Annotated in this window: 16 protein-coding genes and 1 pseudogene; 9 read left to right on the forward strand and 8 right to left on the reverse strand. The window is 62.5% G+C overall.

All coding sequences use genetic code 11. From position 1 onward, the window contains the following. The first annotated feature begins 25 nt into the window (after positions 1-25). Positions 26-715, forward strand: a complete 690-nt coding sequence (tlpA, locus tag AC1D10_RS06285; RefSeq protein WP_477269675.1) for a thiol:disulfide interchange protein TlpA — start codon at positions 26-28, stop codon at positions 713-715. A 47-nt stretch (positions 716-762) separates the two neighbouring features. On the opposite strand, the pseudogene AC1D10_RS06290 reads toward tlpA, so the two are convergent. Continuing rightward, positions 763-3,200: pseudogene (locus AC1D10_RS06290) on the reverse strand (putative bifunctional diguanylate cyclase/phosphodiesterase). 506 nt (positions 3,201-3,706) lie between these two features. On the opposite strand from AC1D10_RS06290, the gene ugpB reads away from it, so the two are divergent. The 5 genes from ugpB (at position 3,707) to AC1D10_RS06315 (ending at position 8,859) form a co-directional block, all read left to right on the forward strand. Beyond that, positions 3,707-5,017, forward strand: coding sequence for a sn-glycerol-3-phosphate ABC transporter substrate-binding protein UgpB (gene ugpB, locus AC1D10_RS06295; RefSeq protein ID WP_477269677.1), 1,311 nt, complete (start codon positions 3,707-3,709; stop codon positions 5,015-5,017). A 74-nt stretch (positions 5,018-5,091) separates the two neighbouring features. Beyond that, the gene (gene ugpA, locus AC1D10_RS06300) at positions 5,092-5,976 is read left to right on the forward strand and encodes a sn-glycerol-3-phosphate ABC transporter permease UgpA (protein WP_477269868.1); all 885 of its coding nucleotides are present in this window, start codon (positions 5,092-5,094) and stop codon (positions 5,974-5,976) included. Positions 5,977-5,985: 9 nt separating this feature from the next. Then, positions 5,986-6,834 carry a sn-glycerol-3-phosphate ABC transporter permease UgpE gene (ugpE, locus tag AC1D10_RS06305; protein ID WP_379103374.1) on the forward strand — a complete coding sequence of 283 codons (849 nt, stop codon included), beginning with the start codon at positions 5,986-5,988 and terminating at the stop codon, positions 6,832-6,834. 7 nt (positions 6,835-6,841) lie between these two features. Then, positions 6,842-7,900: a sn-glycerol-3-phosphate import ATP-binding protein UgpC gene (locus tag AC1D10_RS06310; protein ID WP_477269679.1), complete on the forward strand. Its 1,059-nt coding sequence runs from the start codon at positions 6,842-6,844 to the stop codon at positions 7,898-7,900. Positions 7,901-8,082: 182 nt separating this feature from the next. Further along, positions 8,083-8,859 carry an inositol monophosphatase family protein gene (locus tag AC1D10_RS06315; protein WP_477269681.1) on the forward strand — a complete coding sequence of 259 codons (777 nt, stop codon included), beginning with the start codon at positions 8,083-8,085 and terminating at the stop codon, positions 8,857-8,859. On the opposite strand, the gene AC1D10_RS06320 is transcribed toward AC1D10_RS06315, so the two are convergent. From AC1D10_RS06320 to AC1D10_RS06345, 6 genes are all read right to left on the reverse strand, one after another. Then, a complete protein-coding gene (locus AC1D10_RS06320) occupies positions 8,849-9,925 on the reverse strand; it encodes an ABC transporter ATP-binding protein (RefSeq protein WP_477269683.1) in 1,077 nt (358 codons plus the stop codon). The two genes, AC1D10_RS06315 and AC1D10_RS06320, sit on opposite strands and share 11 nt — an antisense overlap. After that, positions 9,925-12,213: an ABC transporter permease gene (locus tag AC1D10_RS06325; protein ID WP_477269685.1), complete on the reverse strand. Its 2,289-nt coding sequence runs from the start codon at positions 12,211-12,213 to the stop codon at positions 9,925-9,927. The genes AC1D10_RS06320 and AC1D10_RS06325 overlap by 1 nt, the downstream gene beginning before the upstream one ends. A 3-nt stretch (positions 12,214-12,216) precedes the next feature. Then, positions 12,217-13,245: an ABC transporter substrate-binding protein gene (locus AC1D10_RS06330; RefSeq protein WP_477269687.1), complete on the reverse strand. Its 1,029-nt coding sequence runs from the start codon at positions 13,243-13,245 to the stop codon at positions 12,217-12,219. Between the two features lie 323 nt (positions 13,246-13,568). Continuing rightward, positions 13,569-14,651, reverse strand: coding sequence for an ABC transporter ATP-binding protein (locus AC1D10_RS06335; protein WP_477269689.1), 1,083 nt, complete (start codon positions 14,649-14,651; stop codon positions 13,569-13,571). Next, complete coding sequence (locus tag AC1D10_RS06340; protein WP_477269870.1) at positions 14,648-16,228, reverse strand: ABC transporter permease; 1,581 nt, start codon at positions 16,226-16,228, stop codon at positions 14,648-14,650. Before AC1D10_RS06340 ends, AC1D10_RS06335 begins: the two co-directional genes overlap by 4 nt. 174 nt (positions 16,229-16,402) lie before the next feature. Beyond that, on the reverse strand, positions 16,403-17,410 hold the full coding sequence (locus tag AC1D10_RS06345) for an iron ABC transporter substrate-binding protein (protein ID WP_477269691.1): 1,008 nt from the start codon (positions 17,408-17,410) through the stop codon (positions 16,403-16,405). A gap of 206 nt (positions 17,411-17,616) precedes the next feature. Here AC1D10_RS06345 and AC1D10_RS06350 point away from each other — a divergent pair, with 206 nt between their 5' ends. The 3 genes from AC1D10_RS06350 (at position 17,617) to AC1D10_RS06360 (ending at position 20,949) form a co-directional block, all read left to right on the forward strand. Next, positions 17,617-18,168: a sigma-70 family RNA polymerase sigma factor gene (locus AC1D10_RS06350; RefSeq protein ID WP_477269872.1), complete on the forward strand. Its 552-nt coding sequence runs from the start codon at positions 17,617-17,619 to the stop codon at positions 18,166-18,168. 1 nt (position 18,169) lies between these two features. Next, entirely contained in the window at positions 18,170-18,808 is a 639-nt protein-coding gene (locus AC1D10_RS06355) for an NrsF family protein (RefSeq protein ID WP_477269693.1), read from the forward strand. 218 nt (positions 18,809-19,026) lie between these two features. Then, complete coding sequence (locus AC1D10_RS06360; protein WP_477269874.1) at positions 19,027-20,949, forward strand: PAS domain S-box protein; 1,923 nt, start codon at positions 19,027-19,029, stop codon at positions 20,947-20,949. 25 nt (positions 20,950-20,974) lie between these two features. Here the strand turns inward: AC1D10_RS06360 and AC1D10_RS06365 are convergent, their stop codons facing one another. Then, positions 20,975-21,853, reverse strand: coding sequence for a 3-hydroxybutyryl-CoA dehydrogenase (locus tag AC1D10_RS06365; protein ID WP_379103353.1), 879 nt, complete (start codon positions 21,851-21,853; stop codon positions 20,975-20,977).

Raw genomic sequence — 21,853 nt, forward strand, 5'->3', positions numbered from 1 at the left:
CGTGCTTCGGAGCAGTTTTGAGAAAATGGCAGACGGTAATAGATTCTTCCCGGCCCCGCGCCTGATCCTCACCGCTTTGGTGGCGGGCGTGCTGGCCGGCGCGGTCGCGGTATATGTCAGCGAGAGCCGGTCTGGCAACAACGCACCGGCACAAGTGGCCATCGGCGACAGCAAGGACGATGTCGCCTGTGCCGCCAAGAGCGACCGCGCCAAGAAGATCGCGGCCTCGGCGACTGGCGAGGTTGCCGCGCTGTTGCCAGCCGATCCGCCGCAATCGTTGAAGGCGCTCGCCTTCAACGGTCCGGACGGCAAGCCGATGACGCTCGCCGGTCATGCCGGCAAGACGGTGCTGCTCAATCTGTGGGCGACGTGGTGCGCGCCATGCCGTGCCGAAATGCCGGCGCTCGATACGCTGCAGAAGGAAAAGGGCAGCGATGCCTTTCAGGTGATCGCCGTCAATGTCGATGCCGGCGACGATGTGAAGCCGAAGAAGTTCCTCAGCGAGACCGGCGTCGAGACGCTCGGCTACTACCGGGATTCGACGATGGCGCTGTTCAACGACCTCAAGACGCGCGGCCTGGCGCTTGGTCTTCCCGTCACCATGCTGATCGATGGCGAGGGCTGCCTGATCGCCCATATGAATGGCCCGGCCGAATGGTCGGGGCCGGACGCCAACCGGCTGGTCGAGACGGCGCTCAAGCCCGAAAGCCTCTGAAGCGCATCGCGTCTAAACGGGTGGTGCGCTTCAAACACTGAACCGCTTTAGGCCCTGTTCAGACCGAGTGCAGGCGCGGGTGCGAAGGCCAGGACGCTTCTGTCGCGCTCGCCAGCGGCGTCATTGCCGACCCGGGGTGCGACGACACCGGTCAGGTCGCCGAATTCCTCGATGAGGCCGGGCCTGCCGATATAGTAGCCCTGGCCGATCTCGCAGGCTTCGGCGTCGAGGAATTTCAGTTCGCCGAGCGTCTCGACACCCTCCGCCAGAACCGGCAGGCCGAGGCCGCGACCAAGCCCCAGAACGGCGCGCACGATTGCCGCGACCTGACCGTTCTTGTCGACGGATTTTATGAAGGAGCCATCGATCTTGATCTTGTCGAAGGGAAAGGCACGAAGGTTGGAGAGCGAGGAATAGCCGGTTCCGAAATCGTCCATGGCCACGCGCACGCCCAGCGCCTTGACCTGCCGCAAGGTCGCCAGCGCGCGCGGCATATCCTTCACCAGTGCGGTCTCGGTGATCTCCAGCTCCAGCCTGCCCGGCGCAAGACCGGAATTCAGCAGTGTCTCGTGGACCTTGCGGCTGAAATTCGGATTGTGAAGCTGCACCGCCGAGACGTTGACGGCCACCGTCAGTGGATTTTCCCAGCGGGCGGCTTCCTCGCAGGCCGCCGTCAGCACCCATTCGCCAATCTGGCCGATGGCTCCGCTGTCTTCGGCCACCGGAATGAATATCGTCGGGGGCACGTCGCCGCGCGTTGGATGCCGCCAGCGGATCAGGGCTTCGAAGCCGACCATCTTTCCGCTGCTGATCTCCTTCTGCGGCTGGTAGACGAGATAAAACTCCTTGCGCGCGACGGCCTGGCGCAGTTCGTGCTCCATCACGCGTTTGTCGCGGGCCTCGGCCCCCATCGAGGCCTCGAAATACCGGTATGTGTCCTTGCCTTCGGTCTTGGCCCGGTAGAGTGCGGTATCGGCGTGGGTTATCAGGCTGGCCTGGTTTTCGGCATCCGATGGATAAAGCGCGATGCCGATACTGGCTGACACGAGGCCGCCGCCGACTGACAGCCTGTTTTCCTCGCGCATCGCGTTCAGCACGGCGTTGGCGATGCGGCCGGCCTCCAACGGGTCGGTCAGGTTTGGGGCGATGATGGCGAATTCGTCGCCGCCCAGCCGCGCAACCATCTGTCCTTGACGAAGAATGCCGGTGACGCAATGCGCAACCTTCTGCAGCATGGCGTCGCCAGCGCCGTGCCCGTACAGGTCGTTGACCTCCTTGAACCGGTCGAGATCGAGCAGCAGAAGCGCCAAATGGCCGCTTTTCCTGACCCGGCCCATCGTTACGATTTCCATTTCGAGCCGGCTGGAAAAGCTGCGGCGATTGGCAAGTCCGGTCAATGGATCGAAATGGGCAAGGCGCAGGATCTCCTGTTCCGCCTTCTTGCGCTCGCGAATGTCGCGGACTGCAATCACGTTGTGAGGTTTGCCACAGTAGTCAATGGTCCTGGCGATCAGCTCGACGGGAATGCCCGTGCCGTCGTGGCCGCGCAATTCGGCCTCATGCGGCTGCTCGCCGAAGCCAGACATATCGGACCCGAAGAGGTCGTCAAGCTGCATCTCGTTCAGCGTCACGGTTGCCATGCCCGTCAGCTTCGCCATGCTGTCATTGGCGCTGATGATGCGGTTGCCGTCGCAGACGATCAGACCCTCCACGGCGGCGTTGGCCAGACCGTGCATGCGGTCGGCCTCGAGCTTCTGGCGGCGGAAGCGCAGATCGATCCAAAGTGCCGTGCCCGAGAGAATGAGGATCACCAGGCTGGCGGCCGCTACGGCAAAGGCCTGCGAAGTGGGCTCGATCGTGTATGGCGATATCTCGATCGAGGAATCCGGGACGATGGACACCGCGCCCATCGCGATGAAATGCAAGGTGCAGATCGCCAGCGTCAACAGCACCGCGCCGCCCAGTGTCGCAGACAGCGATGGGCGACGCAGGACAACAACGAGTGCCAGGGCGGCAAGCGATACCCCCGCCAGCAAGGAGATCGCCACCAGCAGAGGGTTCCATTCAATCCGGCCCTGCACCTCGAATGCCGCCATGCCGATGTAGTGCATGGTGGCGATGCCACCGCCAAGAATGGCGCCGCCGACGAGATAATGGTCGAGCCCGTTGCGCAATGTGGCGACCCACATGCCGCCGGCGGTCAGGACGACGGCGGCGGCAAGCGAGAGCGCGGAGAGTTCCGGGTTGTATGCGTTGGGTATTCCCGGCGTGAACGCAAGCATGGCGATGAAATGCGTTGCCCAGATACCAAAGCCGGTCGACGCCGCCGCAATCATCAACCAGGCAAGCCGGTTTCGATTTGTCGATCTGCCGACGTGGTGAAGCAGGTTGACGGCAGAAAAGGACGATATCCCGAGATCAACGCGGCGAGCGCGACCAGTCTCAGATCGTGTTCGTTGACGATACAATTGTAGACCGTCAGCATCTTCTCTAACCTGATCTATCGGAAATGAAGAAGGCAATATGATAATATGATTGTGATTGATTAGCGCTTGGCCGTTGAAGGATCGATTAAGCACCCTGCAACCCTAGCGTGCTTTCCAGGGTAGGGCGGCTGCGGGAGATCAGGCCGTCGTCCGGATTGACGCGGTTTCAATGGGCCGGATCTGCTTCAGAGATCGGGATTCATGGATCTTAGAAGCTCTGGCTCGTCACGCTATGCCAGACGCCAAGCGGCTGGTCGAGGCGGCACTGGGCCCATCAGGCTGAGCGCAAAGCGGTCGGCGGTCGTCGACAGCTCTACCATGCTCATTTGATCGCTGAGCCGGCTTGGTATTTTCTCTCCGTGGTCTTTCCGGCTCGAGGGAACGCTAGTTTAGCCGGATTTGAAGTTCACGAAACAGCAATAAAACCGTTGTCCGATTGTCATGGCCGACACATATTGCCTTTGCGGGAGTGCCCCTTTCGCCAATGACAAACGGGAGATGAAACATGAAGTTGTTCGGCTTCGCGGCCGGTGTTGCCGCCACCTTGACCATGCTTTCCAGCACCTCCGCTTTCGCCGTCACCCAGATCAGTTGGTGGCATGCCATGACCGGTGCCAATGCCGAGGTGGTCGACAAGATCGCCAAGGATTTCAATGCCAGCCAGAGCGACTATGAAATCCTTCCTGTATTCAAGGGTACTTATCCCGAGACGCTAAATGCCGGCATTGCTGCCTTCCGTGCGGGTCAAGCGCCCGACATCATCCAGGTGTTCGATGTGGGTACTGGCGTCATGATGGCCGCCGAAGGCGCGATCAAGCCGGTGGCCGAAGTGCTGACCAGCGCCGGCATGACCTTCGACAAGAGCCAGTATTTGCCCGGCATCGTCGGCTATTATTCGAAGCCGGACGGCACCATGCTGTCCTTCCCGTATAACTCCTCCTCGCCGATCCTCTACTACAATAAGGACATCTTCCAGAAGGCGGGGCTTGATGTGAACAACCCGCCGAAGACGTGGAACGAGGTGTGGGAAGACGCCAAGAAGATCAAGGCGAGCGGCGCAGCCTCCTGCGGCTATACCTCAACCTGGTTGACCTGGATCCACCTTGAGGCCTTCGCTGCTTGGAACGACGTTTCCTATGGCACCAACCAGAACGGGCTTGCCGGCACCGACGTCGAGCTCAAGATCAATGCGCCGATCTTCGTCAACCATTTCCAAGCGATCGCCGACCTGGCCAAGGACGGCACTTTCAAATATGGCGGCCGCACCTCCGAAGCCAAGCAGATCTTTCTTGCCGGCGAATGCGGCATCTTCACCGAATCGTCGGGTGGCCTTGGTGACATTGCCAAGTCAGGCATGAACTATGGCATCGGCCAGCTTCCCTATGATAGCGACGCCAAGGGCGCACCCCAGAACACCACACCGGGAGGCGCCAGCCTGTGGGTGTTCGGCAACAAATCGGACGAGGAATACAAGGGCGTTGCAACATTCTTCGCCTACCTGTCCAAGACCGAAGTGCAGGAATATCTGCATCAGAAGTCGGGTTATCTGCCGGTGACGCTCGCTGCCTATGAGGCCACCAAGAAGTCCGGCTTCTATGACAAGAACCCGGGTCGTGAGACGCCGATCCTGCAGATGCTGGGCAAGGCGCCGACTGAGAATTCGAAGGGCGTGCGCCTTGTCAACCTGCCGCAGGTGCGCGACATCGAGAACGAGGAGTTCGAGAAGATGCTGGCCGGTCAGCAGACCGCCCAGCAGGCGCTCGACAACGCGGTGGCACGCGGCAACAAGGCGATCCAGGAAGCGATCGGGAACTGAAGCGATTTGTCTCAGTTAAATCTCGTCCACGCAGACTCGCGTGGACGATTTCCTGAATAGCGAGGGAAATCACCCTGTCTCCACGCGTCGCCTTTCCCAACAAGACCCTGCCTTACCTGCTGGTGGCGCCGCAACTCGCCATTACGCTGATCTTTTTCTACTGGCCGACCGGTCAGGCGCTCTACCAATCGATGCTCAGAGAAGACCCGTTCGGACTGAAGAGCAAGTTCGTCGGGCTTGCCAATTTCCGAAAGGTGCTGGCCGACCCGGCCTACCTCAATTCGATCAAGGTCACGGTGGTGTTTTCGCTGGCGACCGCGATCGTCGCCATGGGGGTGGCACTGCTGCTTGCCGTCATGGCCGAGAAGGTGGTGCGGGGCAAAGGACTCTATCGCACGCTGATGATCTGGCCGTATGCGGTGGCGCCGGCGATTGCCGGCATGTTGTGGCTGTTCCTGTTCAACCCATCGATCGGTTCGCTGGCCTACGCCTTGAGAGGCCTTGGTATCGACTGGGACCCGTTGCTCAACGGCAACCACGCCATGATCCTGCTGGTGTCTGCAGCTGCCTGGAAGCAGATCAGCTACAATTTCCTGTTCTTCGTCGCCGGACTGCAAGCGGTGCCGAAGACGCTGATCGAGGCGGCGGCCATGGACGGTGCCGGGGAGACCAAGCGCTTCTGGACCATCGTCTTCCCGCTGCTTGCGCCGACGACCTTTTTCCTGCTGGTCGTAAACACCGTCTATGCCCTGTTCGACACCTTCGGCATCGTCCATGCAGTCACCGGCGGCGGGCCGGGAAAGACGACCGAGACGCTGGTCTACAAGGTCTACAATGACGGTTTCGTCAATCTGATCCTGGGCGATTCGGCGGCGCAGTCGGTCATCCTGATGGTCATCGTCATCTCGCTCACGGCCATCCAGTTCCGCTATGTGGAACGCAAAGTCCACTATGGCTGAGGGCGAGCGATGATCGGCCAGTCCCCGCTCCGCACCGTCATCGCCCACGCGGTGCTCATCCTCGGCATACTGATCGTCGCTTTCCCGATCTACTACACCTTCGTCGCCTCCACGCAGACGCTGCAAACCATCCTCAAGCCGCCATTGCCGCTCTTGCCCGGCGACCAGTTCTGGAACAATTACAGCGAGGCACTGTTCGGCGGTGTCGGCCGCATCGGCGGCGTCAGCGTCGGTCGATTGCTGCTCAACACCACGATCATGGCGCTCGGCATCGCGGTGGGGAAGATTTTCATCTCGATCCTGTCGGCCTATGCGATTGTGTTCTTCCGTTTTCCGCTGCGGATGGTCTTCTTCTGGCTGATCTTCATCACCCTGATGCTTCCCGTTGAGGTGCGCATCCTGCCGACCTACAAGGTGATGGTCGATCTCGGTATGATCGACACCTATGCCGGCCTGATCATCCCGCTGATCGCCTCGGCCACCGCAACGCTGTTGTTCCGTCAGTTCTTCATGACCATTCCGGGCGAACTGGTCGAGGCGGCGCGTGTCGACGGCGCCGGGCCATGGCGGTTCTTCTTCGATATCCTGTTGCCGCTGTCGCGCACCAACATCGCGGCGCTGTTCGTCATCCTCTTCATCTATGGCTGGACGCAATATCTGTGGCCGCTGCTCGTCACCAACAGCAACGACATGAACACCATCGTCATCGCGCTGAGGAAGATGGTGTCCTTCGCCGATGCCGACACCCAGTGGCATCTGGTCATGGTCACCGCGATGCTGGCCATCGTGCCACCGATCCTGGTCGTGGTGCTGATGCAGCGCTGGTTCGTGCGCGGACTGGTCGATTCCGAAAAGTGAGAAGCCGATGGCGACCGTTGATCTGAAGGATGTGAAGAAGGTCTATCCCGGCGGCGTCGAGGCCGTGAAGGGCGTCTCCATCGGCATTCCCGACAAGGAGCTCTGCGTGCTGGTTGGGCCATCCGGCTGCGGCAAGTCCACGCTTTTGAGGATGATCGCCGGGTTGGAGACCATTTCTTCCGGCACTGTCGCTATCGACGGCAAGATCGTCAACACGATCGGCCCGACCGAGCGCGACATCGCTATGGTGTTCCAGAACTATGCGCTCTATCCGCATATGAAGGTCTACGACAACATGGCCTACGGGCTGCGCAATCGCGGTACGCCCAAGGACGAGATCGACAGCAGGGTTCGCTCGACTGCCAGGGTGCTGGAGCTTTCCGCGCTGCTTGACCGGCGCCCGCGCGAGCTTTCCGGCGGTCAGCGCCAGCGTGTCGCCATGGGCCGCGCCATCGTGCGCAATCCGAAAGTCTTCCTGTTCGACGAGCCGCTCTCCAACCTCGATGCCAAATTGCGCGGCCAGATGCGGGTCGAAATCAAGAATTTGCAGCGCTCGCTCGGTGTCACCTCGGTCTATGTCACCCACGACCAACTGGAGGCGATGACCTTGGCCGATATCCTCGTCGTCATGAATGGCGGATTGGTCGAGCAGACGGGCGCGCCACTCGACATTTACGAGAAGCCGGCCTCGACCTTCGTCGCCTCCTTCATTGGCGCGCCGCCGATGAATCTTCTGCCCCTTTCGCAAGGGCCGGCTGGCCCGGCACTGACTGATGGCAAGACGATTGACTTTGCGCCTGCGAACGCCGTCACGCTCGGCTTCCGCCCCGAGGATGCCGACGTCACCTTCGGTGCCGAGGCACCGTCCGGCGCGCTCATCCTGCCGGCCATGGTCGAGGCGGTGGAACGGGTGGGAGCCGAAAGCTTCCTTCACTGTGCGGCAGGCGGCAACCGCATCGTCGTGCGTGTTGCCGGCCGTGCAACAGCCAAGCCCGGCGACCAGTTGCGCGTCGTGGCCAAGGCCGAGAAACTTCACTGGTTCGACGGGACAGGAAGACGCTTGTAGCCCGGACGACAATCGGCGGCCAAAAATACGAGCAGCAGTGAGAGAGGGAGGCGCCTGACAGGTGGCCCGGCAAACAGGCCCACGAGTCATTTGCAGACCCTCGTTTTGACCGCTAAGCTTCTCTTCCTGGACCATCTTTAGCCTTTATCTATGCCAAGGACTGCATGCCGCCCGAAACCAGAGTGCGTGAACATTTCGCCATCGATCTCGCGCAGCGCGCCGGCGAGATCGGCCTGAAATATTTTCGCGATCTCGACAGCCTTACCATCGAGAGCAAGGGCCATCAGGACATGGTTTCGCAGGCCGACCGTGAGGTCGAGCTGTTCATCCGCGCGGCGATGAAAGCTGCCTATCCGGACGATGGCATTGTCGGCGAGGAACATGCCTCGGTCATCGGGTCGACCGGGCATGTCTGGGTGATCGATCCGATCGACGGCACGGCGAATTTCGTGCGTGGCATTCCAGCCTGGTGCGTGGTCATCGCCTGCGCCAAAGATGGTGATACCGTCGTCGGCGTCATCCACGAGCCCTCTACCGGCGAGACCTTCCATTGCCGCAAGGGCAGTGGTGCGTTTCTCAACGGCAAGCCAATCAGGGCAAGTGTCGTCACCAGCCTGACCGAAGGGTCCGTCGGCACCGGCGTCTCCAACCGCGCCGAGATGCAAAATATCGTTATGCTCATCCGCTCCCTTATTGCCGAAGGCGGCGTGTTTTTCCGCAACGCTTCGGGTGCGCTGATGCTCGCCTATGTCGCTGCCGGCAGGTTGCTCGGCTATGTCGAAGAGCACATGAACGCCTGGGATTGCCTGGCCGGCATGCTCTTGGTGGAAGAAGCCGGCGGCACGATCGTGAAGCCGGACCCGAGAACCGTTCTGGAGAAGGGTACGCTGGTGATCTGCGCCGGCAACGGTGTGTTCGCCCAGATTCGCGACCTTTGCATCGAACCCTTCAAGCTTTGATCAGAACCGGTCCGCGCTCCGGAAAGYCGATGCCGACATTGTCGCCCGCCTGAAACGGCCCATCGACGTTGCGCGACAACACGAACACGTCGCCAAGCCCCGTGGCAACGACCAATTCGAGATGGCTGCCGGCATAGGTGACCTTTGCGAGCGTGCCTGCGATCGTCTGCGGCGTGCCGGCAGCGCCGATCTCGATGCGGCTCGGGCGGACGGCTAGCTTCGCCGGGCCGGCCTGGTGGCCACGCGCAGGCAGTTTCAAGGCAAGCGAACCGACCCGGACGGCCGCTTCGTCCCCTTGCACCGAAACCACCTCGCAATCCAGGATGTTGGCTTCGCCGATGAAGTCGGCAACGAAAGCGTTGGCAGGCGCATCGTAGAGTTCGCGCGGCGTACCGTCCTGCGCCACCACCGCCTTGTTCATGACGATGATGCGGTCTGAAACCGCCAGCGCCTCTTCCTGGTCGTGCGTGACATAGACCACGGTCAGCCCGAGCTTGGTCTGGATCTCCCTGATTTCCTCGCGCACATGCCGGCGCAGCTTTGCGTCGAGGTTGGAAAGCGGTTCGTCGAACAGCAACACTTGCGGTTCGAGCACCAGAGCGCGCGCCACTGCCACGCGCTGCTGCTGACCACCCGACAGTTCGCTGGGCAGGCGCGCCTCGAAACCGGTCAAGCCGACCAGTTCCAGCCCGGCGCGGGCACGGGACGCGACCTCCTTCTTGTCATGGCCGGAGAAGTGCAGGCCGTACGAGACATTTTCCATCACCGTCATATGCGGGAACAGTGCATAGGACTGGAACACCATGGACACGTCGCGGTCGGTGGCCGGCAGCCGAGTCACATCGTCGCCGCCGATCAGGATACGGCCGCTGGATGGCATCTCCAGGCCGGCGATCATACGCAGCGTGGTCGTCTTGCCACAGCCGGAGGGTCCGAGAAGCGTCACCAGCTTCCCGGCCTCGATCGCAAGTGAAATGTCGTTGACCGCCGGCGTGCTGGCGCCGGGATAAGTCTTGGTGACATGCTCGAAGGTCACAGAGGCAGCGTTGCCGCGAATTTCGGCCATCACCCGGCTCCCGCTATTGTCGTCTGGCCGCCTGGCGTTGCCGGCAGGCTGACATTGGTGCGCACGCTCCAGCCGCCGTCGCCCTTCTGGATACCGCGCCGGCCGATATTGCGGCTGCCGACGACCAGTTGCATCAGGCCGATGACCACCAGCATGACGACGATCAGTACCGTCGAATAGGCGATGGCGATGCCGTATTCATTGTTCTCGACACGTCCGACGATGTAGCTGGTCGAAAGATCGTAGCGCGCACTGACCAGGAAGATGACGGCGCTGATCGCGGTCATGGCGCGCACGAAGGAATAGACGAGTGCCGCCAGCATTGCCGATCTCAGCAATGGCAGAATAACGCGTCTGAAGGTCTGCCAGGAGTTGGCGCCAAGTGTCAGCGAGGATTCATCCAGGCTGCGATCGATCTGCGACATCGAGGCGACACCAGCGCGTACGCCGACTGGCATGTTGCGGAAGATGAACGACAGCACGAGGATGATGCCGGTTCCAGTCAGTTCGATCGGCGGTACGTTGAAGGCTATGATGTAGCTGACGCCAATGACGGTTCCTGGAATCGCGAAAGACAGCATGGTCGCGAATTCGAAGGCATTCTTGCCACGGAAGTTCTGGCGGACGAGAAGATAGGCGGCCAGAAGCCCTATGCCGGCTGTCAGAGGCGCCGATATCAGTGCGATCTCCATCGTCGTCCAGAACGAACTCCACGCCGACCCCGACCAATGGATGCCGAATTCATTCCAGCCGACGGAGAACGCCTTCTTGTAGTGCTGTAGGGTCAGGCTCTGATCGACCCCCCACAACCGGACAAAACTGCCGTAGAAGATGACCGCGTAGACCAGCACGGTGAACGCCGTCCACAGCCCGGCGATCACATAGAGCGCGCGTGTCAGCCCGTCCGGCAGGCGCGGATGGACGCCTGCGTCGCCCTTGCCGGTGACGGTGGTATAGGAACGCCGGCCGATCCAGAAGCGCTGTGCATAAAAGGCGCCAAGCGTGAAGCCTAGCAGCACCAGCGCCAGGATCGCCGCAAGTGCCGCATCGTTCTGCGCGCCGACAATGGCGAAGAAGATTTCCGTCGACAGGACGTCGTAATTGCCGCTCAGCACCAGCGGGTTGCCGAAGTCTGCCATGCTTTCGATGAAGCCGAGCAGAAAGGCATTGGCGAGGCCTGGCCGCATGAGCGGCAAGGATACGGTCCAAAAGGTCTGCCAGCGGCCGGCGCGGAGTGTCTGTGAGGCCTCTTCCATCGACGGGCTGACGCCTTCGACAACGCCGATCAGGACCAGGAAGGCGATCGGGGTGAAGGCGAGAACCTGGGCGATGAGCAGGCCGGGAAGGCCATATACCCAGCGTGTTGGCTGGATGCCGAAGACACCGGCGACGCTCTGGGTCACCGTGCCCGACAGTCCGAACAACAGGATGATGGCAAGGCCGATGACGAAGGCCGGCGTGATGATCGGCAACACGGTCAGCGCACGCAGCAGCTTGCCGTAGCGGAAACCCGTGCGTGTCACAACGAGTGCGAACACCAGCCCCAGAAACATGGTTAGTAGCCCGACGAGTACGGCGAGCAGCAGCGAGTTCCAGGCCACGCCGCAGCGGCTGCCGCCGGCGAGACAAGACAGGCTCCACAGACGCGAACTGAACAGTTTGGCCAGGAACGCGACAAGCGAATAGCCACCGTCGTCGGTCTGCATGGCGTTGGCCAGCATCATCAGGAGCGGCATGAAGATGAAGATGGAAACCACCGCGACGACAAACCCGATCGAACTGACGACGAATACGTCACCGCCGACGGCACCGCGCGCTGCAAGGCCAAGGGTGAGCAGGAACAGAAAGGCGCCGCTGACCAGCAGAGCGCCGTAACCCATGCCGAACTGGCGGTCGCCAAGATCCCCGAACAGGCTGGTCAACCAGCTGAACTGCCAGCCGCGCAACCCGATGGCGAAGCCTTGGAACAAAAGCCAGCTAAAACCGGCAGCGCCGATAATGATCAGCACCCGGCCGAAAAACGGATCGGATTTGTTGCGGCCCCACAGAAGCAGCGGCGCTGCCAGCAGGAAACCGAGCGGCGCCAGCCACATTTTCTCGCCCTTGAGGACCAGAACCAGCGCTGGTGCGAATTTGCTGTCGAACGGGTAGCCGTGGAGCAACCATGACAAGCCGAAGAACCCGTCTTCGATGCCGTACCATGGCAGCAAAGCAAAACCCACCCAACCGACCACCATCCAAAGGATGGCGGTCGGCTCAAGTAGCCCGCGGGTTTGGCGAAAGCGCATCTGCTATTGCGGCAGCGATGCGACCTCTTCGTCCCACTTTTTCAGCAGGCGCTTGCGCTCTTCGCTCGATCCATACTTTTTGAAGTCGTAGTCGATCAGTTTGATGGCAGCTAGGTCAGGCGCCTTGTCGGAGGTCTTTGCCGCCTTGTTCGACGGAACCTGGAACGACCCTGCATCCTGCGCCGTAGACTGGACATCGGCCTCGAGCGCCCAGTCGTAGAATTTTTTCGCGGCTTCGATGTTGCGGGCGCCTTTGATGATCGATTCCGAGCCGATCTCGTAGCCGGTTCCCTCGCAAGGGGTGACCGGAACGATCGGGAAGCCGGCAACGACCTGCGACACGGCGTCGTGGATGAAGACGATGCCGATCGTGGTCTCGCCAAGCCCGGCGGCCTTGATCGGCGCCGAACCCGACTTGGTGTACTGGTTGACGTTCTTGTGCAGGGCTTTCATGTACTCGAAACCCTTCTCCTCGCCGAACAGCTGCACGATCGTGGCAAGCATGTTGTAGGCGGTCCCTGAGGAATTCGGGTTGGCGACCTGGATCTGCCCCTTGTACTCCGGCTTGATCAGATCGGCCCAGCATTTCGGCTCGGGCAGATTGTTCTTTGCCAGCAGATCCTTGTTATAGCCGAAGCCCAGCGCGCCGGAATATATGCCGACCGTTCGGTGGCCGGATGTTTCCGCCTGCTTGATCGCCCAGGGCTGCAACTGGTCGAGCAGGGGAGACTTGTACTCCTCGGTCAGGCCCTCTTCGGCCGCCTGCAGATGCGGGTCGCCGGTGCCGCCCCACCAAATGTCACCCTTGGGATTGGCGGCCTCGGCGCGTAGCTGCGCATAGATTTCGCCAGCGCTCTTGCGGGTCATATCCACGGTAATGCCGGTCTTTTCCTCGAAGGCCCGCGCCGTCTGCTGGCACCAGACCTCGTCAACGCCGCAATACATAGTCAGGCTTTCAGCGGACGCCGATGACGACACGGCCCACATTCCGGCGGCAAGGATGCCGGCGCCAAGAATTGCCCGTCTTGTCATTTTGAATACCTCCCTAAGTTATTTGCCGACTTATGAAACCTAGATAGGCGCAAAATACAAGTTGTAAGGTCGCTCGGGAATTTTGTTCCCCAAGGCCTGGCGAATTTGATGCATTTGACTGGTTGTTGTCATGCGGTATCCCTTCCCCGCGTGGCGCTGCCCCGGGGTCTGTACCTTTGCACGGACACCGGCTGTTAAAAAAACTGCAAGCCGCCATTGACGCGACAGTCAACCATCGGGCCACGCAATAGACGGGCGAGATCATTGCACGGGACAGCCGCCGCGCCTGAACACAAGGACGCGGTCGCGTCGTTCATGGCCGTTCAGGCGAACACATGCGCCTTTCCCGATACGGTCAGCCGGACGATCTCGCCGACCGCCGGCGCGTCCATGCCGGATTTGCGCAGGACCAGCGGCGTGTTGCCGATCGCGGCCGCGTCGGGCGGATCGGCGCTGTTCAGAAGCCGCACCGCGATCGTGCACATCGCGCCGGCGAATTCCGATTCCGTCACTTCGCCGAACAGCATGTCAGGGGTGCCCGACATGCCTTCGCGCGATGTTCTCTTCAGGGCAATCTGCTCGGGCCGCAACATGATGCGGGCAACATCGCGTCGCTCATTTGTGTCGACGGCGATGCGGCCAAGCGGCGAGTTTGCGAAACCATCGGATATCTTTGCCGGCAGGATGATGGCGTCGCCGAGGAACTCCGCGATCATCCTGTCCTTCGGCTTGAGATAGAGGTCGCGCGGCGTGCCCACCTGCGAGAACTTGCCGTCGCGCATCACCGCGACCTGGCTGGCGAAGGACAGCGCTTCGGCCTGGTCGTGCGTCACCAGGATGGTGGTGATGCCAGCCGCCTCCAGAAGCTCGGCCACCGCCTTGCGCATCGATGCGCGCAGGCCGGTATCCAAGGCCGAGAACGGTTCGTCCAGAAGCATCAGCCGTGGCTTCATCGCCATGGCGCGGGCCAGCGCCACGCGCTGCTGCTGGCCGCCGGAGAGCTCGTGCGGGCGGCGTTTGAGGATCGCCTTGTCGAGCCCGACAATGTAGGCGAGTTCGACGATGCGCTCGGAGCGCTTGTCCTCGCTGCGGCCCATGCCGAAACCGATATTGTCGCCAATGGTCAGATGCGGGAACAGGGCGCCGTCCTGCGCCACCACGCCGATGCCGCGACGATGTGCAGGCACCGCACTGCCATCCATGGCCAGCACCGCGCCGTCGAGCGCGATGCTGCCCTGGTCGGGAGCCTCGAAGCCGGCGATCAGCCGCAGCAAGGTCGTCTTGCCGCAACCGGACGGGCCGACGATCGCCGTGCGGCTGCCGCTGGTGACGTTCAGATCGACGCCGGCAAGTGCGGCCACCGGGCCGTAGTGCTTGTGCAAGCCGCTGATTTCGAGAAAGCTCATCGTCCGGCCATCCGTTTCGACTGGACATAGAGCAGCCAGGTCAGGGGTAGCGACATCGCTACCATGATGAAGGCGTAAGGTGCCGCCGAGGCATAATCAATCTCGCCGCTGTAGGACCAGAACGCCATTGCCAGGGTGCGGGTGCCGTTCGGCGCCAGCATCTGGGTGGCGGTCAGTTCGTTCATGATGCCGAGCGCCACCAGCGCCATGCCGGCTGCGGCACCAGGCGCCGACAGGCGGATCGTCGTCGACCACAGCGCCTGCAGCGGCGGTCGCCCGAGGCTGGAGGCAGCGCGTTCGAGCTCGACCGGCGCCTGCGCGATCGATGCGCGCAGGCTGACCAGCGCGCGAGGCAGGAACATCAGCGCATAAGCCACCAGGATGGTGAAGAGGGTCTGATAGAGGGGCAGGGCGATGCGCACGGTGATGGTGACCAGCGCCAGCGCGATGACGACCCCCGGCAACGAGCCGACGATGTAGTTGCAGCCCTCCAGCAGGCGCTGCAAGGGTCCGGGCGCGCGGATCGAGATCCAGGCCATCGGCATGGCGGCGACAGTGGCGAGCAGGGCGCCGGCAATCGCCAGGAACAGCGTCTGGCCGAGCGCCAGGCCGATCTCATCGAACCGCCAGACAGCGGTGCCGCCGGCGGCGAGCCAGCCGCCGATGGTGACGAAAGGCACGCCAAGCGCCAGCAGCGTGGTGGCGACGAACAAGAGCAGGCATGGAATGGTGGCGCGTCCGAGGCTCGCACGCTGCTGGTACCGTGCGGCGCCGGAGCCGACACGGGCATAGCGCTCCTCGCCGCGCACGAGCACTTCGAGGCCCAGAAGCACGAAACAGCAGCTCACCAGCACGCCGGCCAGCATGTTGGCCGCCGGCCCGTTGAAGGTCGACTGGAACTGGTCGACGATCGCCGTGGTGAAGGTGTCGAAGCGAATGAAGACATAGAGGCCATATTCGGCCAGCAGATGCAGCCCGACCAGCAGCGAGCCGCCGCAGATGGCGAGCCGCAATTGCGGCAGCACGACGCGCCAGAACACGCGCCAGGGCCCAAGGCCGAGTGCTGCCGCGGCGTCCTCGAGGGCGGGATCGAGACGGCGCAATGCCGCCGACACCGGCAGATAGAGGAACGGGAAATAGGCGATGACGGAAACCAGCACGCCGGCCCACAGGCCGTGCAGCCTTGGCACCATGGTGATCCAGGCATAGCTGTGCACGAAAGCCGGGATGGCGAGCGGTGCCACGCACAGCCAGGCCCAGAGCCTGGCGCCAGGTAGGTCGCTGCGCTCGGTCAGCCAGGCCAGCGTCACCGACAGCACAATGGCAATCGGCACGGCCAGCAAGACCAGCAAGACAGTGTTGACCAGAAGCTCGCCGACACGCGGCCGGAAGACCAGCGCCGCGACGGTTTCCCAGCCGGTCTGCACCGCGATCCAGATGATGAAGGCAAGCGGCAGCAGCGCCAGCAGCGAAACGAAGATGGCGGCGACAACCAGCCAGGGTGCCGCGCGTCGCCGAGCCCTTCGGCCTGTGCCCACAGGCAGGCCCGAGCGCGCGAGATCGACCGCAGACTGCATCAGATCAGACGCCGTGCCGTGGCCGTCCAGCGGCAGCAATTGAAGGACCGCAATTGCGGTCGGGAACACAGCGTGTCGTCATCGACGAATGCCATCTCGAAAAACAAAATCACTCCCGCGGAAAGTGAGTTCCCGCGGGAGCGTGGTCGGTTGTCCTTTTAGGACGAATGGCAACTAAAGCAAGCCGGCTGCGGTCATCAGGTCGGTGACCTTCTTGGAGTTCAGCGTCGTGGCATCGACCTTCGGCGCCTGCAGATCGGCGAGCGGCACGAGCTTCGGATTTGACTCGGCACCCTTGCCGACCGCGTATTCGAAGGAATCGCCGGTCTTCAAGATCTCCTGGCCGCCCTTGCCGGTCACCCACTTCAGGAACGCCTGGGCTTCCTTCGGATGCTTGCTGGAGGCCAGCACGCCACCGCCGGAGATCGAAACGAACGCGCCCGGATCCTGGTTCTTGAAATAGTGCAGTTCGACATTCCCGCTGTTTTCGCCGGTCTTGGCCTGATCGCCGAAATAGTAATAGTGGTAGATCACGCCGCCTTCGATCTCGCCGGCATTGACCGCCTTCATCACCGTGCTGTTGCCCTTGTAGGCGGTGAAATTCGTCTTCATCGCCTTCAGCCAGTCCGCCGTGGCGGCCTCACCCTTGAGCTGCAGCAGCGCGCTGACGATGGCCTGGAAATCGGCGCCGGACGGCGAGGCGGCCCAACGGCCCTTCCAGCTCGGATCGGCGAGATCGAGCATCGACTTGGGCAGCTGGTCGGCCGTCAACTTGGTCTTGTTGTAGGCAAAGACGGTGCTGCGTGCGGCGACGCCGACCCATTTGCCGCTGGCTGGCTGATAGTCGTTGGGAACTTGCCCCAGCGTGTCGGCGTCGACCGGAGCGAACAGGCCGGCGCTTTCGACCAGCACCATGGCCGGCGAGTTTTCGGTCAGGAACACGTCGGCCGGCGAGGCAGCGCCTTCGGCGACGATCTGGTTGGAGAAGTCGCTGTCGCCGCCATTGCGGACAGTGACCTTGATGCCGGTTTCCTTGGTGAAGCCTTCGGCCCACGCCTTGGTCAGGTTTTCATGCTGAGCGTTGTAGACAATGATGCCATCATCTTCCGCCATCGCCGGGCCGGCGATCAGGCTGATTGCCAGCGCGGTGGCGCCGACGAGGGTGGAAAGAGCGTATTTCATGGCATTGTCCTCGATCTCGGGGGTCTTGCGTCTGTCACGGCTGCACCTATCGATACCTGACAGGGATAGTCAACATTGTCTTGCCGATTTTGATCAACCGCCGGGACGCAAACTTTCGTGATTTGCCGGTAATTTGGCTTGGACATTATTTCGCCGGCCACGTAACAAATCAGCGCCGAGACGCGAAAATCGGGGGAGTAACTCTTGTGACCGGCAAGGATGAGGCCGAGCTTTCCCGGCTGATGCGGGCCGCGATCGCGGGAGATGAAAGAGCCTACGCCGACTTTCTGCACCGGATTGCCGCGCTGGTTCGCGGTTTTGTCAGGCGCAAGATCGTGCAGGGCGGGGTCGATCCCGAGGATGTCGTGCAGGAAACCTTGCTGGCCATTCATGTGAAACGACATACCTGGCGCCAGGATGCGCCGGTGCTGCCGTGGGTCTATGCGATCGCCCGTTTCAAGCTGATCGACGCGTTCCGGCGGCGCGGACGGCGCATCGAGATCGATGTCGACGACATCGCGGAGACATTCGCCGAGCCGGAAACGGAGACCATCAGCGAACGCGACATCAACCGGGCATTGGACGGCCTGTCGCCGGCACAGCGTTCCGTGGTCTCGGCCGTGTCGGTGGAAGGGCGGTCGATCGGCGAGACGGCGGCAAAGTTCGGCATCAGCGAGACGGCGGTGCGTGTGTCGCTGCATCGGGGGCTCGCCGCCATAGCCAAGCGATTCGGGCAGGGGCGCTTCGGGCGGGAATGACATGAGGACGGACGATCTCATCAAGGCGCTGGACGCCGATGCCCGCAGCAAGGCGATGCCGCTGCAATCGGTCTGGTGGATGGCCGCCGGTGCGGCTGTTGTCATCGCGGCCATCGTTTTCCTGCTGACGATCGGCCCGCGCCCGGACTTCATGGCCGCCGCGCACACCATGCGCTTCCTCTCCAAATTCGTCTTCACCATCGTGCTTGCGGTCAGCGCCTTTGCCCTGATCCGCGCCTTGTCGACACCCGGTGCCCAGACAGGCCAGGCAATGGCTGGGATGATCGCCGCGCCGCTGTTGGTAGCCGTCGCCGTGGTTCTTGAGCTGTTAGCCGTGCCCGAGGCCGACTGGGGCACACGGATGGTCGGCTCCAACATGATGATCTGCATGGGCTTCATTCCGCTGATCGGCATCGGCCCGCTTGCCATCTTCCTGTGGATGCTGCGCTATGGCGCACCGACACGGCCGGTGCTTGCCGGCGCGATCGCGGGCCTGCTCGCCGGCGGGCTGGCGGCGACCTTCTATGCCGCGCACTGCGTCGACGATTCGCCGCTTTTCGTCGCCACCTGGTACACGATAGCAATCGCGGTTCTCGCGATGCTTGGCGCGCTCGGCGGGCGGTTTTTCGTGCGCTGGTAGCACCCCGCCGCACTCGCCGCCCCATGCACACCGATCCTTAATCATGCCGGCAATTGTTTGTCGGTTGGTGATGGCTCCGGCATGCCGGACGCAACCATTCCTTAAAATCGATCCGCCAAGGTTGTCGCGACAACATGCGTTTGCGCACGGGGGTGGCACGTATCGTGATGTGGCGAGGCTTGACAGGCCGAAAATCTCTTGGGAACGCAGGGTTGGCGGTGCTCGTGGCCGGCCTCTGCGTCGTGACGGCCTCGATCCTGCTGTCGCACCTGGATCTCGGCACCGAGGCGCTGAAACTCTGCCTGCAGGTCGCGGTGGGGGTGGCGGTGGGTGCATTGTTCCTCGCCGTCCTGTTCAACCGCCGGGTCAGCGAGGATCGCCGGCAGATCGCGGAGAGCGAACAACGCTTCCGCCGCGCCATGGAGGATTCGGCGATCGGTATCGTCGTTGTCGGCCTCGACGGGCGCATTCTCGAGACCAATCCGGCCTTCGCCGCCATGCTTGGCTACAGCCGGGAAGAGGTCGAGGCGCTGACCTTCTTCCAGATCACGCATCCCGACGACGTCCAGATCGGCCGGGAAACGATGGGCGCTCTGAAAGCGGGCACGGTCAATTCCTTCCACTTCGAGAAGCGCTACCTCAGGAAGGACGGCACCCCGATCTGGGCCCATCTCGCCGGTTCCGTGATTCGTGACGAAAACAGCGGCCATCCGCTCTATCTCGTCTCGCAGATCGAGAACATCGACGCGCGCAAGCAGGCCGAGGTGCGCATTGCCGAAGCGGAAACGCGCTGGAATTTCGCGCTGGCCGGCGCCGGTCAAGGCGTCTGGGACCTCGACATGCGCAAGGGTGGCACGACCTATTCCTCGACCTGGGTCAAGATGCTGGGCTATGCGGACGGCGAACTCGACGGCGACCCCGACCACTGGCTGACGATGATCCATCCCGACGATCGCGAGACCGTCGCCGAGGCGGACCGCGCCCATCTCGACTGCAATACGCCCTACTTCGAAGCCGAATTCAGGATGCGCCACAAGGATGGCCACTGGATGTGGTTCCTCGACCGCGGCAAGGCCATCGAGCGTGACGAGGAGGGGCGGCTGGTCAGGGCCATCGGCAGCCTGACCGACATCACCCGGCGCAAGGAGACCGAAGCACGCCTCACAGTGTCGGCGGCAATGCTGGCCGATGAGAAGGAGCGGCTGAGGGTGACGCTGCAGTCGATCGGCGATGCGGTCATCTGCACCGATGCCGCAAACCGCATCACCTTCATGAACCCGGTCGCCGAAAAGCTGACCGGGGTGGCCGGCGGCGACGCTCTCGGCAAGATGCTTGGCCATGTCTACTGGGCGGTCGACGAGGAGACGGGACACCGGATCGGCGTGACCCGACCCACGGTCGGCGGCCAGGCGCCCGCCGACCAGAACAGCCGCGCGGTTCTCATCCGGCGCGACGATACGCGCTGCAGCATCCGTCAGGTGGTGTCGCCGATCATCAACGATCGGAACGAATTCTGCGGACTGGTCATCGTTTTCCAGGATTTTACGGATGCGCGCGCGCTGCAGCGCCAGCTCGCCCATGCCGCCGCGCATGATGCGCTGACCGGCCTTGCCAATCGCTCGAGCTTCATCCGCGCTATGGAGGGACTGCTCGACCAGGCGCGCAAGGACGGCACCTCGGGCAAGGGCAGCGGACATCAGTTCATGTTCATCGACCTCGACCATTTCAAACTGGTCAACGACACCGGCGGCCACGCAGCAGGGGATGCCTTGCTCAAGCGGGTTGCCGAGGCGGTGCGCGGCGTCCTTGGTCCTGAAGACACGGTCGCGCGTCTGGGCGGCGATGAATTCGCGGTGATTCTGAAATCGGGTTCGGCAGCCGGCGCCAAGATCGCGGCGCGCTCCATCATCGATGCGATCGGCGGCCTGGACTTCGCCTGGGATGGGCGTCCTCACGTGATCGGCGCCAGCATCGGGCTGGCTGCGGTCGGCGCCAATTGCGGCGAAGTCGATGAGATCATCGCGAGGGCCGACGCCGCCTGCTATGCGGCCAAGGCGGCCGGCCGCGGATGCGTTTGTGTGGCACCGGACGACAACCGTTCAAGCGACGGGACCGAGACGCCGCTTGCGGCGGCATCCTGATCCGGTCGATCAGCCCCAAACCTGACTAGCGTGTTGGAACGGGGTGCTCGCCGCGATAGTCGTAGAAACCGCGTCCGGTCTTGCGGCCGAGCCAGCCAGCCTCGACATATTTGACCAGCAGCGGGCAGGGGCGATATTTCGAGTCCGACAGGCCGTCATGCAGGACCTGCATGATCGACAGGCAGGTGTCGAGGCCGATGAAGTCGGCCAGCTGCAGCGGCCCCATCGGATGGTTGGCGCCGAGCCGCATGGCGGTGTCGATGGCATCGACCGAGCCGACACCCTCATAGAGCGTGTAGATCGCCTCGTTGATCATCGGCAGGAGAATGCGGTTGACGATGAAGGCCGGAAAATCCTCGGAAACCGTGATCGTCTTGTCGAGCTGCTTCACATAGGTCTTTGCCGCCTCGAAGGTCTGGTCCTCGGTGGCGATGCCGCGCACCAGCTCGACCAGCTTCATCAGCGGCACCGGGTTCATGAAATGGATGCCGATGAACCGCTCCGGCCGGTCGGTCTGCGCGGCAAGCCGTGTGATCGAGATCGACGAGGTGTTGGTCGCCAGGATCGCTTCGGGATTGAGCTGCGGACAGAGCTGGGCGTAGATCTTGCGCTTGACCGTCTCGTCCTCGGTCGCCGCCTCGATCACCAGATCGGCGCCGGCAAGATCGGCCATCGTCGGCGCGGAAGCGATGCGCGACATCGCCTCGTTGCGCACCTTCTCGTCGAGCTTGCCGGATCCCACCTGACGGGCCATGTTGCCACTGATGGTGGCGATGCCCTTCTCGATGCGGTCGGGCGATATGTCGTAGATCAGCACCTTGTAGCCCGAAAGCGCGGAGACATGGGCGATGCCGCCGCCCATCTGGCCCGCGCCGATGATGCCGATCGTCTCGATCTTGCTCAT

This window comes from Mesorhizobium sp. P2_A8, from assembly GCF_056404935.1.